The 17,162-nt window shown below is 56.5% G+C and carries 11 protein-coding genes and 3 tRNA genes; 8 read left to right on the top strand and 6 right to left on the bottom strand.

Annotated elements, in window-relative coordinates:
* Positions 1 to 4 precede the first annotated feature (4 nt).
* Genes ptrA through recD form a run of 3 tightly spaced genes read left to right on the top strand, consistent with a single transcriptional unit; the run spans position 5 to position 8,243 of the window.
* On the top strand, positions 5 to 2,887 hold the full coding sequence (gene ptrA, locus FFS28_RS14260) for a pitrilysin (RefSeq protein WP_137849877.1): 2,883 nt from the start codon (positions 5 to 7) through the stop codon (positions 2,885 to 2,887).
* A complete protein-coding gene (gene recB, locus FFS28_RS14255) occupies positions 2,884 to 6,426 on the top strand; it encodes an exodeoxyribonuclease V subunit beta (protein WP_137849876.1) in 3,543 nt (1,180 codons plus the stop codon). The genes ptrA and recB overlap by 4 nt, the downstream gene beginning before the upstream one ends.
* Positions 6,423 to 8,243 (top strand): exodeoxyribonuclease V subunit alpha, encoded by a 1,821-nt coding sequence (recD, locus tag FFS28_RS14250; RefSeq protein WP_137849875.1) that lies wholly within the window; start codon positions 6,423 to 6,425, stop codon positions 8,241 to 8,243. Before recB ends, recD begins: the two co-directional genes overlap by 4 nt.
* 34 nt (positions 8,244 to 8,277) lie before the next feature.
* Here the strand turns inward: recD and argA are convergent, their stop codons facing one another.
* Positions 8,278 to 9,609 carry an amino-acid N-acetyltransferase gene (argA, locus tag FFS28_RS14245; protein WP_137849874.1) on the bottom strand — a complete coding sequence of 444 codons (1,332 nt, stop codon included), beginning with the start codon at positions 9,607 to 9,609 and terminating at the stop codon, positions 8,278 to 8,280.
* A gap of 226 nt (positions 9,610 to 9,835) precedes the next feature.
* On the opposite strand from argA, the gene amiC reads away from it, so the two are divergent.
* A complete protein-coding gene (amiC, locus tag FFS28_RS14240) occupies positions 9,836 to 11,089 on the top strand; it encodes an N-acetylmuramoyl-L-alanine amidase AmiC (protein ID WP_042321841.1) in 1,254 nt (417 codons plus the stop codon).
* Positions 11,090 to 11,176: 87 nt separating this feature from the next.
* On the opposite strand, the gene FFS28_RS14235 is transcribed toward amiC, so the two are convergent.
* From FFS28_RS14235 to FFS28_RS14225, 3 genes are all read right to left on the bottom strand, one after another.
* Positions 11,177 to 11,253: transfer RNA gene (locus FFS28_RS14235), tRNA-Met, on the bottom strand.
* 44 nt (positions 11,254 to 11,297) lie between these two features.
* Positions 11,298 to 11,374: transfer RNA gene (locus FFS28_RS14230), tRNA-Met, on the bottom strand.
* A 171-nt stretch (positions 11,375 to 11,545) separates the two neighbouring features.
* Positions 11,546 to 11,622 (bottom strand) — tRNA-Met (locus tag FFS28_RS14225).
* A gap of 208 nt (positions 11,623 to 11,830) precedes the next feature.
* Here FFS28_RS14225 and mltA point away from each other — a divergent pair.
* Positions 11,831 to 12,928: a murein transglycosylase A gene (gene mltA, locus FFS28_RS14220; protein ID WP_137849873.1), complete on the top strand. Its 1,098-nt coding sequence runs from the start codon at positions 11,831 to 11,833 to the stop codon at positions 12,926 to 12,928.
* Positions 12,929 to 13,005: 77 nt separating this feature from the next.
* Positions 13,006 to 13,812, top strand: coding sequence for a tRNA cyclic N6-threonylcarbamoyladenosine(37) synthase TcdA (gene tcdA / locus FFS28_RS14215; RefSeq protein WP_137849872.1), 807 nt, complete (start codon positions 13,006 to 13,008; stop codon positions 13,810 to 13,812).
* On the opposite strand, the gene csdE is transcribed toward tcdA, so the two are convergent.
* Complete coding sequence (gene csdE, locus FFS28_RS14210) at positions 13,803 to 14,249, bottom strand: cysteine desulfurase sulfur acceptor subunit CsdE (protein ID WP_006178291.1); 447 nt, start codon at positions 14,247 to 14,249, stop codon at positions 13,803 to 13,805. The two genes, tcdA and csdE, sit on opposite strands and share 10 nt — an antisense overlap.
* On the bottom strand, positions 14,249 to 15,454 hold the full coding sequence (gene csdA / locus FFS28_RS14205; protein ID WP_137849871.1) for a cysteine desulfurase CsdA: 1,206 nt from the start codon (positions 15,452 to 15,454) through the stop codon (positions 14,249 to 14,251). The genes csdE and csdA overlap by 1 nt, the downstream gene beginning before the upstream one ends.
* A gap of 192 nt (positions 15,455 to 15,646) precedes the next feature.
* On the opposite strand from csdA, the gene FFS28_RS14200 reads away from it, so the two are divergent.
* A complete protein-coding gene (locus FFS28_RS14200; RefSeq protein WP_006178289.1) occupies positions 15,647 to 15,874 on the top strand; it encodes a YgdI/YgdR family lipoprotein in 228 nt (75 codons plus the stop codon).
* A gap of 349 nt (positions 15,875 to 16,223) precedes the next feature.
* Positions 16,224 to 17,141, top strand: a complete 918-nt coding sequence (gene gcvA / locus FFS28_RS14195) for a glycine cleavage system transcriptional regulator GcvA (RefSeq protein WP_006178288.1) — start codon at positions 16,224 to 16,226, stop codon at positions 17,139 to 17,141.
* The last annotated feature ends 21 nt before the right edge of the window (positions 17,142 to 17,162 follow it).

Here is a 17,162-nt window from a genome sequence, read left to right as displayed (position 1 = left end):
CGTAATGCCAGGCAGCACCTTGTTTAAAGCGTTTGTATTGTTTGTCGCCCTCTGGGCCCCCTTCACTCAGGCAGATTCCGGTTGGCAACCCATCCAGGAAACGATTCGCAAAAGCGAGAAAGATACCCGCCAGTATCAGGCCATTCGCCTTGATAACGGGATGACCGTGCTGCTGGTTTCCGATCCCCAGGCGGTGAAATCGCTCTCTGCACTGGTGGTGCCGGTTGGGTCTCTGGAAGATCCTGAGGCGCACCCGGGTCTGGCTCACTATCTTGAACACATGACGCTGATGGGGTCGAAAAAGTACCCGCAGCCGGATAGCCTGTCAGAATTCCTGAAAATGCATGGCGGCAGCCACAACGCCAGTACGGCGCCTTATCGTACGGCGTTTTACCTTGAAGTGGAAAATGATGCGCTGGCAGGGGCGGTGGACCGCCTCGCTGACGCCATCGCCGCGCCGCTGCTGGATAAAAAATACGCCGACCGCGAACGAAACGCGGTGAATGCGGAATTGACCATGGCCCGCACGCGCGATGGTATGCGCATGGCGCAGGTCAGCGCTGAAACCATCAACCCGGCGCACCCCGGCGCGCGCTTTTCCGGTGGTAACCGTGAGACGTTAAGCGATAAGCCGAACAGCCCCGTGCTCAAGGCGCTGCATACGTTTCGCGATAAATATTACTCAGCCAACCTGATGAAAGCCGTCATCTACAGCAACAAGCCGTTGCCTGAGCTGGCGAACATGGCGGCCCAGACCTTTGGCCGGGTGCCGAATAAAAATATCGATCTGCCGCAGATTAACGTGCCGGTGGTAACCGACGCGCAAAAGGGGATCGTGATCCACTACGTGCCGGCGCTGCCGCGTAAGGTCCTGCGCGTTGAGTTCCGTATCGATAACAATACCGCCCAGTTCCGCAGTAAAACCGATGAACTGGTGACCTATCTTATAGGTAACCGCAGCCCTGGTACGCTCTCTGACTGGCTGCAAAAGCAGGGGCTGGTCGAGGGGATCCGTGCCGACTCCGATCCGGTGGTAAACGGCAACAGCGGTGTGCTGGCGATTTCCGCAACCCTGACCGATAAAGGCCTCGCGAACCGCGATGAGGTGGTTGCTGCGATCTTCAGCTATCTCTCTTTGCTGCGTGAGAAAGGGGTGGATAAACGTTACTTTGATGAACTGGCGCATGTGCTGGATCTCGATTTCCGCTATCCCTCGATTACGCGTGACATGGACTATGTTGAATGGCTCGCCGATACCATGATCCGCGTGCCGGTGGCCCACACACTTGATGCTGTCAACATTGCTGACCAGTACGACGCCGGGGCGTTAAAAGCACGTCTGGCGATGATGACCCCGCAGAACGCGCGTATCTGGTATATCAGCCCGAACGAACCGCACAACAAAACGGCCTACTTCGTGGATGCGCCTTATCAGGTTGATAAGATCGGCGAGGAGACCTTTGCGAAGTGGCAGAAGCAGTCCGCCGGGATTGCCCTGGCGTTGCCGGAGCTTAATCCCTACATCCCGGACGACTTCACGCTGATTAAGACCACCAAAGCTTATCCGCATCCGGAACTCATTGTTGATGAGCCAACGCTGCGCGTGGTTTACACCCCAAGCCGCTATTTTGCGAGCGAACCGAAAGCCGATGTCAGCGTTGTGCTGCGCAACCCGAAGGCGATGGACACGGCCAGAAATCAGGTGATCTTTGCGCTTAATGACTATCTGGCGGGTGTCGCTTTAGACCAGCTTAGCAATCAGGCCGCCGTGGGGGGTATTAGCTTCTCAACCAATGCCAACAACGGTCTGATGCTTAACGCTAACGGCTACACCCAGCGTTTGCCGCAGCTGTTCCAGGCGTTGCTCGAAGGCTATTTCAGCTATACGCCAACCCAGGAGCAGCTTGAGCAGGCCAAGTCCTGGTATGCGCAGATGATGGATTCCGCGGAGAAAGGCAAAGCCTACGAACAGGCGATCATGCCGCCGCAGATGCTGTCGCAGATCCCCTATTTCCAGCGGGATGAACGCCGCGCGCTGCTGCCCTCCATATCATTAGACGATGTGCTGGCGTACCGGGCGTTACTGAAAACCAACACCCGGCCCGAGTTCCTGATTGTGGGGAATATGAGTGAAGAGGCCGCGAAAACCCTGGCGCAAAATGTGCGTACCCAGTTGGGGTCGAAAGGCGAGGTGTGGTGTCGCAATCAGGATGTGCTGGTTGAGAAAAAACAGAATGTGATTTTCGAAAAAACGGGTGGCAGTACGGATTCCGCGCTGGCTGCCGTCTTTGTGCCAACGGGATATGACGAATATGCCAGCTCTGCGCAGAGCGCCGTGCTGGGGCAAATTATCCAGCCGTGGTTCTATAACCAACTGCGCACCGAAGAACAGCTCGGCTATGCGGTCTTTGCGTTTTCGATGAACGTAGGGCGTCAGTGGGGCCTCGGGTTCCTGTTGCAAAGCAGTGATAAGCAACCGGCCTATCTCTGGCAGCGCTATCAGGCCTTCTTCCCGCAGGTCGAAGCGAAGCTGCGCGCCATGAAGCCGGACGAGTTTGCCCAGATCCAGCAAGCCGTTATCGCACAGGTTATGCAGTCGCCGCAGACGTTGGGTGAAGAAGCCTCACAGCTGAGCAAAGATTTCGATCGCGGTAATATGAAGTTTGATTCGCGTGATAAAGTAGTGGCCGAGATAAAACAGCTGACCCCTCAGAAGGTTGCCGATTTCTTCCATCAGGCGGTGGTCAAACCGCAGGGAATGGCTATCCTGTCTGAGGTTTCCGGCAGCCAGAGCGGGAAAGCAGAATTCGTTGACCCGAAAGGCTGGAAAGTCTGGAAGAGCATCAGCGCGCTGCAACAATCTATGCCCTGGAGTAAGAAAGAATGACCGACACCGCTGAGTCCCTTGATCCCTTACGTTTGCCGCTACAGGGTGAACGATTGATTGAAGCCTCAGCGGGAACGGGAAAAACCTTCACCATCGCCGCGCTTTACCTTCGCCTGTTATTGGGGCTGGGCGGCAATGCCGCGTTTCCACGTCCGTTAAGCGTGGAAGAGCTGCTGGTGGTGACATTCACCGAGGCTGCCACCGCCGAGCTGCGCGGCCGTATTCGCGCCAACATCCATGAGCTGCGCATCGCCTGCCTGCGCCAGACCACGGATAACCCTCTCTATGCGAGTCTGCTCGAAGAAATTGCTGATAAGCAGCAGGCGGCCCAATGGCTGCTGTTAGCCGAACGGCAAATGGACGACGCCTCCGTCTTCACCATCCACGGTTTTTGTCAGCGCATGTTGAGCCTGAATGCCTTTGAATCCGGCATGCTGTTTGAACAGCAGCTCATCGAAGATGAGTCGGAGCTTCGCTATCAGGCCTGTGCGGATTTCTGGCGTCGTCACTGTTATCCGTTACCGCGCGATATTGCAGAAGCGGTGCATGCTTTGTGGAAAGGTCCGGAAGATCTGCTGCGCGCCATTGGCCGCTACCTGCAGGGTGAAGCACCGGTGATCAAATCCCCGCCGCCAGCAGATGAAACGCTGGCCTCGCGTCATGAAAAGATCATCGCGCAAATAGTCGGATTAAAGCAGAAGTGGAATGAGTCCGTTGGCGATATCGATGCGATCATTGAAAACTCGGGTATCGACAGGCGCAAGTTCAATCGCGGTAATCAGGGCAAGTGGATCGAGAAGATCAGCGCCTGGGCGCAGGAAGAGACGCGGGGCTATCAGCTCCCGGACGCGCTGGAGAAATTCTCTCAGCGCTTCCTTGCGGAGCGGACCAAAGCCGATGGCATTGTGCCTGAACACCCCTTATTTGTTTCCATTGAGGCGCTGCTGGCTGAGCCGCTCTCGCTCAATGACCTGATTATTACCCGCGCGATGGCTGAAATTCGCGACGCTGTGGCGCGGGAGAAACGCCGACGGGGCGAACTCGGATTTGACGATATGCTGAGCCGGCTGGACGAGGCGCTACGCAGCGAAAATGGCGAAGCGCTGGCTCACGCTATCCGTACCCGTTTTCCGGTGGCGATGATTGATGAATTTCAGGATACCGATCCCCAGCAGTACCGTATTTTCCGCCGCATATGGCGACAACAGCCTGAAACCGCACTGCTGCTGATCGGCGATCCCAAACAGGCTATTTACGCTTTTCGCGGGGCGGATATTTTCACCTATATGAAGGCACGCAGTGAAGTCGAGGCGCACTATACGCTCGATACCAACTGGCGCTCCTCTCCCGGCATGGTTGAAAGCGTCAATGCGCTGTTTGAACGGATGGACGCGGCGTTTATGTTCCGGGAAATTCCCTTCAAGCCGGTTAAGTCCGCCTCGAAGAATGCCGAGCTGCGTTTTGAATATAACGGCGCGGTGCAGCCTGCCATGCGTTTTTGGCTGCTGGACGGTGAAGGCTACGGCGTGGCTGACTATCAAACCGCGATGGCGCAGCACTGTGCCGCGCAAATCCGTGACTGGCTGAGCGCAGGTTCGCGTGGCGAAGCGCTGCTGTGGAAGGGGGAGAACGCCAAGCCGGTTAAAGCCTCTGATATTACGGTGCTGGTGCGCAGCCGTCAGGAGGCAGCGCTGATCCGCGACGCGCTTACGCTGCTCACCATTCCTTCTGTTTATCTCTCAAACCGCGACAGCGTATTCGACACCCTGGAAGCGCAGGAGATGCTGTGGCTGCTGCAGGCGGTGCTGGCGCCTGAACGTGAAAGCACGCTTCGCAGCGCGCTGGCGAGCTCTATGCTGGGGCTTAATGCCCGCGACATTGACGCACTCAATAACAATGAAACCGCGTGGGATGAGGTGGTGGACGAGTTTGTTCATTATCGTGAGCGCTGGCAAAAACGCGGCGTGATGGCGATGCTGCGTGAACTCATGACGCAACGCCGTATTGCGGAGAATCTGCTGGCGACGGCAGGGGGAGAGCGTCGCCTGACGGATATCCTGCACATCAGCGAACTGCTGCAGGAAGCCGGTTCTCAGCTGGAAAGCGAACACGCCCTGGTGCGCTGGCTGTCGCAGCAAATTGCCGATCCGAACAGCAACGCGTCAAGCCAACAGATGCGCCTTGAAAGCGATAAACATCTGGTGCAAATCGTCACTATTCATAAATCTAAAGGGCTGGAATACCCGCTGGTCTGGCTGCCGTTTATCGCTAACTACCGCGTGCAGGATCAGGCGTTTTATCACGATCGTGAGACCTTTGAGGCGGTGCTTGATCTCAGCAACGCCGAAACCAGCGTGGAGCTGGCAGAAGCCGAACGGCTGGCGGAAGATCTGCGTCTGCTGTACGTGGCGCTTACCCGTTCCGTCTGGCACTGCAGCCTGGGGGTTGCGCCGCTCTTTCGCCGCCGGGGTGAAAAAACAGGCGAGACGGATTTCCATTTGAGCGCCCTGGGGCGGCTTATCCAGCGCGGCGAACCGAAAGATGCGGCTGGGCTGCGTCAATGTATTGAATCGCTCTGCGGCGACCATATCGCCCTGCATGTACCCGAGCTTCCCGACAATCGTCGCTGGCATCTACCTGAGCAGGCCGAGCCTGATCTCAACGCCCGGCCGATTGTCCGAACCGTTGCGGACGACTGGCGGGTAACCAGCTACTCAGGCTTACAGCAGCACGGCCAGAGCATTGCTCAGGATCTGATGCCGAAGCTGGATATCGACGCGGCGGGCGTCGGCGAGGTGCCTGTCGAGCCTGTACTGACGCCGCATCAGTTCCCGCGCGGCGCGTCGCCCGGTACGTTCTTGCATAGCCTGTTTGAAGAGCTGGATTTCACGCAGCCGGTATCGGAGGCGTGGGTGGAAAAGATGTTGCAAAGCGGCGGCTATGAGGCGAAGTGGCAGCCCGTGTTGACCGAGTGGGTCAATGCCATCCTGCAGGCGCCGCTGACGGAAGAGGGTATCTCTCTGAGCCAGTTGACGGCCAAAGATAAACAGGTGGAGATGGAGTTTTACCTGCCTATCGCCAGCCCACTTAGGGCTGAGGCGCTTGATGCGCTGATCCGCGAATACGATCCGTTGTCTGCCGGGTGCCCGCCGCTCAATTTCCGCCAGGTTCAGGGGATGCTGAAAGGGTTTATTGACCTTGTGTTCCGCCATCAGGGGCGCTACTACCTGCTTGATTACAAATCGAACTGGCTGGGTGAAAACAGCGACGCCTACACCCAACAGGCCATGGCTTCTGCCATGCAGATGCATCGTTATGACCTGCAATACCAGCTCTATACCCTGGCACTGCATCGTTACCTGCGCCATCGCATGGCGGATTACCGCTACGAAGACCATTTTGGCGGCGTTATCTATCTCTTCCTGCGTGGTGTGGACCCGGCTAACCCGAGTTCCGGCATCTTCAGTACGCGGCCTGACGCGATGCTGATTGAAAAGATGGATACCCTTTTTGCCGCAACCCAGGAGGAGATGGCATGACGATGCAGGAACGGCTGCTGGATGCCGTAGAACAACGCGTATTACGCCCGCTGGACGTGCAATTTGCTATGCTGGTTGCGGATGCACATCCCGCCGTGATGCTGGCGGCGGCGCTCCTGAGCAAGGATGCGGGCGAGGGACACGTCTGCCTGCCGGTTTCACGTCTCGCCATTGATGAGAAAATGCCCCCGGTATTGCAGGCCTGTTTTGCCCTGCTCGACGAGACGCTGGACTGGCAGAGCACGCTGACAAACTCCCCGGCGGTCGGCTGCGGGGATCGTCATACGCCGATGATCCTGATAAGCGATCGCTTATACCTCAACCGCATGTGGCGCAATGAACTCACGGTCGCGCAGTTTTTCAATGAGACGAACGCCCCGTTGCCGTGTGATGAAGGCCAGCTGCGGGAAACGCTGGATACCCTGTTTCGCTCCAGTGACGCAGTCGACTGGCAGAAAGTGGCCGCGGCTGTGGCGTTAACGCGACGGATATCGGTGATTTCAGGTGGGCCGGGAACGGGCAAAACTACCACCGTGGCGAAGCTTCTCGCCGCGTTGATCCAGCTTGCGGGCGAACAAAAATGCCGTATACGCCTGGCGGCACCAACCGGCAAAGCCGCCGCGCGCCTGACGGAGTCTCTTGGCGGCGCGCTGAAAAAGCTGCCGCTGACGGACGATCAGCTTGCCCTGTTCCCCAGTGAGGCCAGTACGCTGCACCGTTTACTGGGTGCGCAGCCTGGTAGCCAGCGCCTGCGTTACCATGCCGGAAATCCGCTGCATCTGGACGTGCTGGTGGTGGATGAAGCCTCAATGATTGACCTGACGATGATGTCACGTCTGATTGATGCGCTGCCATCCCATGCGCGGGTCATCTTCCTCGGCGATCGCGATCAGCTTGCCTCGGTTGAAGCGGGGGCGGTGCTGGGCGATATCTGCACCTATGCAAGCCTGGGTTATACCGAGGCGCGCGCAAAAGAGCTGTCGCGCCTGACGGGCTGCCCGCTGAACGGTGAGCCCTCCGCCCAGGCCGGCGCGCTGCGCGACAGCCTGTGCCTGCTGCAAAAAAGCTATCGTTTTGGCAGCGAGTCCGGCATTGGTCAACTCGCGGCGGCGGTGAACAACGGCGATCGCCATACCACGCGCGGCGTGTTTGACGGGACGTTCACCGATATCGAGAAAAAGTCACTGCAAACCGGGGAAGAGTACCAGGCGATGCTGAATGACGCCCTGCTGGGCTATCAGCATTTCCTGCGCGGTGTGCAGCAGAAAAGCACGCCGGAGGAGGCTATCGCGGCGTTCGGCGAATACCAGCTTCTGTGCGCTCTGCGGGAAGGTCCGTTTGGCGTGGCCGGGCTGAACGAAAGGCTAGAGCAGCTGATGGCGCAAAAGCGCAAGATTAACCGTTCACCTTATTCGCGCTGGTATGAGGGAAGGCCGGTGATGATTTCGCGTAATGACAGCGCCCTGGGCCTGTTTAACGGCGATATTGGCATTGCGCTGGACCGTGGGCAGGGGCTACGCGTCTGGTTCCAGATGCCGGATGGTAGCGTCAAGTCCGTGCAGCCAAGCCGTCTTCCTGAACACGAAACGGCATGGGCAATGACGGTGCATAAATCCCAGGGCTCTGAGTTCAACCATGCGGCGCTGATCCTGCCAACCCAGCTTTCGCCGGTGATCACCCGCGAGCTGATCTACACCGCCATAACCCGCGCGCGCCAGCGGCTCTCGCTGTATACCGATGACCGCATTCTGGTGCAGGCGATTGCCACGCGTACCGAGCGCCGAAGCGGTTTAAGCAGGATATTCGACGGCGCGTAAGCGACAGCCCTCACCGGAAGGTGAGGGCAGAATCTTAGCCCAAATCGGCCATTAGCACCTTCGAACGGCGCTGGTAGTTGTACATCTCTTTCTTACTTTCCGGCAGTGAATCGATATCCACCGGCGTGAAGCCGCGTTCCTGGAACCAGTGAATGCTGCGCGTGGTCAATACGAACAGCTTACTCAGGCCAATCTGGCGCGCCTGCGCCGCCACGCGTTCCAGCAGCATTTCGCCGCGCGAGGAGCTGCGATAATCCGGATGCACGGCAACACAGGCCATCTCGCCGATCTTTTCTTCCGGGAAGGGGTAAAGCGCAGCGCAGGCGATGGTCAGGTTGTCGCGCTGAATAATGGTGAATTTGTCGATCTCCATCTCCAACTGTTCACGGGAACGGCGCACCAGAATACCCTGCTGTTCCAGCGGGCGGATCAGTTCCAGAATGCCGCCGATATCGTTGATGGTGGCGCGGCGGATCTGCTCGGCGCTCTCCATCACAATCTGCGTACCAATGCCGTCCCGGGAGAACAGCTCCTGCAGCAGGGCACCGTCTTCCTGGTAGCTAATAAGGTGGCTGCGGCGAACGCCGCTGCGACAGGCTTTTACCGCGCCGCGCAGAAACCGAACGGTACCGGAGTAGTAATCGCCTTCGGCTTCGAGCGCTTCAACGCGGGCCTGGGCCTCATTCGGGAAGAGTTCCGGCACGATTACCCCTTCATCGTTAACGACGCCCTGCGAGGAGCAAAACCCAATCATTTTTTCCGCCTTCAGTTTGATGGCCAGTTGGGTGGCAATCTCTTCTGAAGTGAGGTTGAAACTTTCGCCCGTCACGGAGACGGCAACCGGCCCCAAAAGCACGATAGCGCCGCTATCCAGCTGGCGGTGGATCGCTTCCTCGTCGATGCGGCGAATACGCCCGCTGTGACAATAATCCACACCGTCATCCACGCCGAGAGGCTGGGCAATGATAAAGTTGCCGCTCACAACGTTGATATGCGCCCCCTGCAGCGGCGTATTGTTGAGGCTCATGGACAGGCGTGCGGTGATATCCAGCTGCAGCAGCCCGGCAGCCTGTTTGACCAGTTCAAGGGTTTTGGCGTCGGTTACGCGCGTGTTCTTATGGTAGATCGGCTCATGATGGTGCGCCGCAAGGTTGGTATCAATTTGCGGGCGGGCGCCATAGACCACGACCAGCCGAATACCCAGGCTGTGCAGCAGGCCAATGTCGTTAACGATGCTGGAAAAGTTTTCGTGCTCGATGGCTTCGCCGCCCAGCATGATGACAAACGTTTTTCCCCGATGGGCGTTGATATAAGGAACAGAATGGCGAAATCCCTGAACCAGTTCCGTTCTGCGTTCCTTTACCATGGCACAACCTTAATGAATGTTTATTCGTAATTTCTGTATTTTTATTCGATTATGGCCGGATGCGCAAGCCTAAATTTTCCGCGATCCAAAGAAATGGGTAAGTAATCCGTGCGTTAACGTATGATTGTTTACCCTTTTATAGATGACAGTTTATGCGTCATTCGTTAAAGTTTTCGGTCAATTTGGACGTTTGGTTCATTTATCAGATTTCTTGCTCGGGAGAAGCATGTCGGGATCCAATTCAGCAATAAGTCGCCGCCGCTTGTTAAAAGGGGCCGGGGCAATGTGGTTGCTCAGCGTCAGCCCGGTAGGTCTTGCCGCCACCAGTCAGGTTGTCGCGGTGCGCGTCTGGCCGTCGTCGACCTACACACGTGTGACGGTCGAGTCCAATCGCGTGCTTAAGTATAAGCAATTTGCCCTCAGCAACCCCGAGCGTGTGGTGGTGGATCTCGAAGGCGTGAACCTCAACTCCGTGTTGAAAGGGATGGCGGCGCAGATCCGCGGTGACGATCCCTTTATTAAATCGGCGCGCGTGGGGCAGTTCGATCCACATACCGTGCGTATGGTGTTTGAGCTGAAGCAGAACGTGAAGCCGCAGCTGTTTGCACTGGCGCCCGTTGCGACCTTTAAAGAACGGCTGGTAATGGATCTTTATCCGTCTAATGCCACGGACATTCAGGATCCGCTTCTCGCGTTGCTTGAGGATTACAACAAGGGCGATCTCGAACGCCAGGTTCCGCCAGCGCAAAGCGGGCCAAAACCGGGCAAAGCGGGGCGCGACCGTCCTATTGTGATCATGCTCGATCCCGGTCACGGTGGCGAAGACTCCGGCGCGGTGGGGAAATACCACACGCGAGAAAAAGATGTGGTGCTGCAAATTGCTCGCCGCCTGAAGGCGTTAATCGACAAAGAAGGCAACATGCGGGCCTACATGACACGTAATGAAGACGTCTTTATTCCGCTCAAAGTCCGCGTGGCGAAAGCGCAAAAGCAGCGCGCGGATCTGTTCGTGTCGATCCACGCCGATGCTTTTACCAGCCGCCAGCCGAGCGGATCCTCGGTCTTTGCTCTGTCAACGAAAGGGGCGACCAGTACCGCCGCGCGTTACCTGGCCGATACGCAGAACGCCTCTGACCTGATCGGTGGGGTAAGCAAAAGTGGCGACCGCTACGTCGACCACACCCTGTTCGATATGGTGCAGTCGCTGACCATCACGGACAGCCTGAAGTTTGGCAAGGCGGTACTGGGCAAGTTGGGCCACATCAATAAGCTGCATAAAAACAGCGTTGAGCAGGCCGGGTTCGCGGTGCTGAAAGCCCCGGATATTCCGTCTATTCTGGTCGAAACCGCATTTATCAGTAACGTGGAAGAGGAGCGTAAGCTCAAGACCGCAAAATTCCAGCAGGAAGTGGCCGAGTCGATTCTGGCGGGAATAAAAGCCTATTTCTCTGACGGGGCGACGCTGGCGCGTCGTGGATAGTGCTGCACGCCGGGTTATCGCCCGGCCGTTTCATAAACTGCAGATACAAAAAAACACCCTTGAGGGTGTTTATTGTTTTAGAAGTATTGGTTGCGGGGGCCGGATTTGAACCGACGACCTTCGGGTTATGAGCCCGACGAGCTACCAGGCTGCTCCACCCCGCGTCCGTCTTTCTACTTATGCAGAAACTTACTTCTTCAAATTTGATTGGTTGCGGGGGCCGGATTTGAACCGACGACCTTCGGGTTATGAGCCCGACGAGCTACCAGGCTGCTCCACCCCGCGTCCGTCTTTTTGCTTCGTATTTCAAACCACATCTGCGCTGGCTTTCCTCGTTCACCTCAGTCACTTACTGGAGTAAGTTCCTAAGGATTCACTGCGTCGCCATCTTGCTGTGCTTCGAACTACTTCGCAAAAACTTCTACTATCGTAGAAGATACTTCATCAAATTTTAATTGGTTGCGGGGGCCGGATTTGAACCGACGACCTTCGGGTTATGAGCCCGACGAGCTACCAGGCTGCTCCACCCCGCGTCCGTGGATGCGCACTATACTCGGATAGGTTTGTGATGCAACCCCTTTTTCGCATTAATCATGATTTTGTATGTAATTTGAACGATATAGTGTTGTTTGGCCTATTTTTTGCGCAGAATTTGCCAAAGGGCAAGGGATTGCATTTCCTTAGCCCTGGCGGTTTGTTATCTTCGTAACGCGGAAATGGGCAACTAAAAGACGAGATATAATGAAAGGACGTTGGGTGAAGTATCTGATAACAGGCGCAATGGTAGCGATTCTTGCGGCCTGCTCTTCCAAACCGACCGATCGCGGTCAACAATATAAAGACGGGAAATTATCCCAGCCTTTCTCATTAGTTAACCAGCCCGATGCCGTAGGCGCACCGATCAACGCCGGCGATTTCTCTGAGCAGGTCTACCAGATCCGCAATGCGTCACCGCGTTTATATGGCTCACAGAGCAACGTTTACAGTGCGGTACAGGACTGGCTGCGCGCGGGGGGCGATACCCGCAACATGCGTCAGTTCGGTATTGATGCCTGGCAGATGGAAGGGGCGGATAACTATGGCAACGTCCAGTTTACGGGCTACTACACGCCGGTTGTCCAGGCGCGCCATACGCGTCAGGGTGAATTCCAGTACCCGATCTATCGTATGCCGCCAAAGCGTGGCCGCTTGCCGTCCCGCGCAGAGATTTACGCTGGCGCGCTGAGCGAAAACTATGTCCTCGCCTACAGCAACTCGCTGATGGATAACTTCATCATGGACGTTCAGGGCAGCGGCTATATTGATTTTGGCGACGGCTCACCGCTTAACTTCTTCAGCTACGCCGGTAAGAACGGCCATGCTTACCGCAGTATCGGTAAAGTGTTGATCGACCGTGGGGAAGTAAAGAAAGAAGATATGTCGATGCAGGCAATCCGCGAATGGGGCGAGAAGCACAGCGAAGCCGAAGTGCGCGAGCTGCTGGAGCAGAACCCGTCGTTCGTCTTCTTTAAACCGCAAAACTTTGCGCCGGTGAAAGGGGCGAGTGCGGTACCGTTGATTGGCCGCGCGTCCGTCGCATCGGACCGCTCAATCATTCCGGCAGGTACCACGCTGCTGGCCGAAGTCCCTCTGCTGGACAACAACGGCAAGTTCAACGGCAAGTATGAGCTGCGCCTGATGGTGGCACTGGATGTCGGCGGGGCAATCAAAGGCCAGCACTTCGATATTTATCAGGGCATTGGCCCGGATGCAGGCCATCGCGCAGGCTGGTATAACCACTATGGCCGCGTATGGGTGCTGAAGGCCGCGCCGGGTACGGGCAACGTATTCAGCGGCTGATTATGGTATTCTGAGCGAAATACGGATTACTGTTCAGGGTGAGGGAAAAACCTCACCCTTTTTACATCTGAGGTGTTATGTCTGTGGTAATCAGTGATGCCTGGCGTCAGCGTTTTGGCGGCACGGCACGTCTCTATGGTGAAAAAGCCCTGCAGCTTTTTGCGGATGCGCACGTTTGCGTCGTGGGCATTGGTGGCGTGGGGTCATGGGCGGCAGAAGCGCTGGCGAGAACCGGTATCGGCGCGATTACGCTGATTGATATGGATGATGTCTGCGTCACCAACACTAACCGGCAGATCCACGCCCTGCGCGACAGCGTTGGTCTGGCGAAATCAGAGGTGATGGCGGAGCGCATTCGGCTGATCAACCCGGAATGCCGCGTGACGGTGATTGATGACTTTGTGACGGCAGATAACGTCGCTGAGTACATGAGTCGGGGTTACAGCTACGTGATTGATGCGATTGACAGCGTGCGCCCGAAAGCAGCGCTGATCGCTTATTGCCGCCGGTTCAAGGTGCCGCTGGTGACCACCGGTGGCGCGGGCGGGCAGATCGATCCGACGCAGATCCAGGTGGCCGACCTGGCAAAAACGATCCAGGATCCGCTGGCAGCCAAGTTGCGTGAACGCTTAAAGAGCGACTTTAACGTGGTCAAAAACAGCAAGGGTAAACTGGGCATTGACTGCGTGTTCTCGACTGAGGCGCTGGTCTACCCGCAGGCGGATGGCTCGGTGTGTGCCATGAAAAGCACGGCGGAAGGGTCAAAACGGATGGATTGTGCCTCCGGTTTTGGGGCGGCCACCATGGTGACCGCATCCTTTGGCTTTGTCGCCGTCTCACACGCCCTGAAGAAGATGATGGCGAAGGCGGAGCGTCAGGCCTGAGCCTGGCGCGCGGCGTCCAGCACCGCGTCGCTAAGCGCAATCAGCCCCTGACCGCGCGAGGCGCTTAGCTGCGCACGAAGCCCCAGTTCATCAAACAGTTCCAGCGGCGAGTGTGCCAGCAGCTCCGCCGCGCTTTTACCTTCTGTCGCGGTCAACAGCACCGCCAGCAGGCCGCGAACGATGCGCCCTTCGCTGTCCCCAAAGAAATGCAGTTTGTCACCGGACAGGCGATACCCGAGCCAGACGCGGTTCTCGCAGCCGGCGATCTCTTTTGCCTGAGCTTTCAGCGCGTCGGGAAGGGCAGGCAACTGCTTACCCAGCAGGATCAGTTGACGATATTTGTCTTCCCACTGGTTTAGCGGGCCGAAGGTCTGCCTGAGCGTCTCTTCGGTGATTGTGCTGCCGAACGGGTGTCCGGCCAGGTCTGAGCGAGTCATTAATCCACCAGTAATTCAAGGGCGCGGTCAACGGCGGCGACCAGCGCTTCGACATCGTTTTGCGTATTATAGGGCGCAAATGAGGCGCGCAGCGTCCCGCTCACGCCAAGCGCCGCCAGCAGCGGCTGTGCGCAGTGCTGTCCGGCGCGCAGGGCAATGCCATATCCGGCCAGCAGCGTGACCATATCACTGTGATGCACGCCGTCAAAATCAAAGGCTAACAGGCTGGAATCCTGCACGCGAAACGAGCGAAAACCCGGGCGCTTTTTGAGTTTCTCTTCTGCCAGCGTCGCCAGGCCCCGGCTCCAGCTTTCGGCCTGAACCACGTCCGTTTCAGCCAGCCACTCCAGCGCTGCGCTCAGGCCAATGACGCCAGCCACGTTCGGTGTACCGGCTTCCAGGCGATAGGGCACGTCCTGGGTTGTAAATCCATCGAACGTCACTTCGGTAATCATTTTTCCACCGCCGAGCCACGGGGTCATGTGTGCCAGCAGGTCAGGCTTGCCGTACAGCGCCCCGATGCCAGTAGGGCCATACAGCTTATGTCCCGAGAAGGCGTAGAAATCGATATCCAGTTTTTGCACATCGGCGGGGAAATGCACGATCCCCTGCGCGCCGTCGACCACCACCACCATGCCGCTGGCATGGGCGAGCTCAATGGCGCGAGCCAGGTCCGGGCAGCCGCCGGTGACGTTAGACATCTGCCCAAGCGCCAGAATGCGGCTGCGCGGGGTGATGAACTCGGGCAGGCGAGCCACGTCAGGAAGTAAATCAGAACCCAAAGGAAGCTTAACGACCCGCGCGCCCGTCTGTTCCGCCACCATCAGCCAGGGAACCAGGTTCGCGTGGTGTTCGGCTTCGCTGACAATGATTTCGTCGCCCGCGCGCAGCTGAGGGCGGGCATAGCACTGTGCCACCATATTGATGGCTTCCGTGGTGCCGCGTGTCCAGACGATGTTTTTTCCGCTTTCGGCATTAATCAGACGTGCAACCTGATCCCGGGCGGCTTCATAGCGCGCCGTCAGGCGTTGTGCCTCGGCAAACTGGCTGCGGTGTACGTTGCCAGCGCTGAGGCTATAAAACTGCTGTGTGGCCTCAATGACCGCCTGTGGCTTGAGCGCCGTGGCGGCGCTATCAAGATACACACCGGCATCGGCCAGCGCCGGAAACTGGGCGCGAAACTGCGAGGGGCTGAAAGCGTTCATGGAATTCCTCTTATCAATACGGTGATCGTCGCGCAATTTCAACGGCAGGGCAAGGAGGTTGATATCTATAAGATTTGTCTGCATAAACTGGCGAGTCTCAAAAAGCAGGTTATGCTAAAGAGTGTTAGGTGAATGAATAAGCCTGTTTTAAATCGATGTTTGAATAGCATTAATTGCTAAAGGAGAATAAGCATGAAAAAGACAGCCGCCATCCTCTCTGCCTGTGCGTTTACCTTCGCGCTGAGCGCCTGTTCCGGCAATAACTACGTGATGCACACCAACGATGGTCGATCTATCGTCTCTGAAGGGAAACCGACGACCGATAATGACACCGGGATGATCTCGTACAAAGATGCCAACGGTAACAAGCAGCAGATCAATCGCAGTGATGTGAAAGAGATGAAAGAAATCGAGCATTAATAGCGATTTAAGCAAAAAAAAGCACCGCAAATTGGCGGTGCTACATTAATCACTATGGACAGACAGGGTAAATGTACAGGAAGTGAAAAAGTGGTAGCGTTGCTACCGTGGTCTGAATCGCAGACCAATTGCAAACACAACAACACAACATCACAACCGTAAGCCAAAAGCCCTTCAGAACACGCATTCCAAAAAAAGCTTTTCGTTCCGGCTCAGGAAGTGCCGCCACTATAGGTATTTGCTGGTAGTTCCTCAACGGACAAATTATAATGGCTCAGATAAAAAAAACTAATAGGTTAAACGTTGTTTCCTATATGTTAAATCCCGTTAACATCTAAGCCAGATAACCATGTCCAAGCGATTGCCCCCTCTTAATGCATTACGTGTTTTTGATGCCGCAGCACGTCACCTGAGCTTCACCCGCGCAGCCGATGAGCTTTTTGTGACGCAGGCCGCAGTAAGTCATCAAATCAAGTCTCTGGAGGATTTTCTCGGGCTTAAGCTGTTCCGTCGCCGCAACCGTTCGCTCCTTCTGACCGAAGAGGGACAAAGCTATTTTCAGGATATCAAAGAGATTTTTTCACAGCTCACCGAAGCCACGCGTAAGCTACAGGCGCGAAGTGCAAAAGGCGCGCTGACTGTCAGTTTATTGCCCAGTTTTGCGATCCAGTGGCTGGTGCCAAGACTCTCAAGCTTTAACTCAGCTTATCCGGGAATCGACGTTCGAATCCAGGCCGTAGACCGCCAGGAAGATAAACTTGCGGACGATGTGGATGTGGCGATTTTTTATGGCCGGGGCAACTGGCCGGGCTTGCGTGTGGAGAAATTATACGCAGAATATCTGCTGCCGGTCTGCTCACCCATGCTGCTGACGGGTGAAAAAGCGCTCAAAACCCCGGCCGATCTGGCAAAGCATACGCTTTTACACGATGCTTCCCGCCGCGACTGGCAAACTTATACCCGCCAGTTGGGTCTTAACCATATTAACGTGCAGCAGGGACCCATCTTTAGCCACAGTGCGATGGTGTTACAGGCTGCCATTCACGGACAGGGCGTGGCGTTGGCGAATAACGTCATGGCGCAGTCCGAAATTGAGGCAGGCCGTCTGGTCTGTCCGTTTAATGATGTACTGGTCAGCAAGAATGCGTTTTATCTGGTTTGTCATGACAGTCAGGCAGAACTGGGTAAAATAGCCGCCTTCCGACAGTGGATCCTGTCTAAAGCGGCAAACGAGCAAGAAAAATTCCGCTTCAGGTATGAACAATAACTTTTGCGTGCCGAGCACGCA

Origin of the sequence: Enterobacter sp. 2VL (genome assembly GCF_005503595.1) — a bacterium.
Lineage (GTDB): Bacteria > Pseudomonadota > Gammaproteobacteria > Enterobacterales > Enterobacteriaceae > Enterobacter > Enterobacter cancerogenus.
This window is presented reverse-complemented; position numbering and strand designations above follow the sequence as displayed.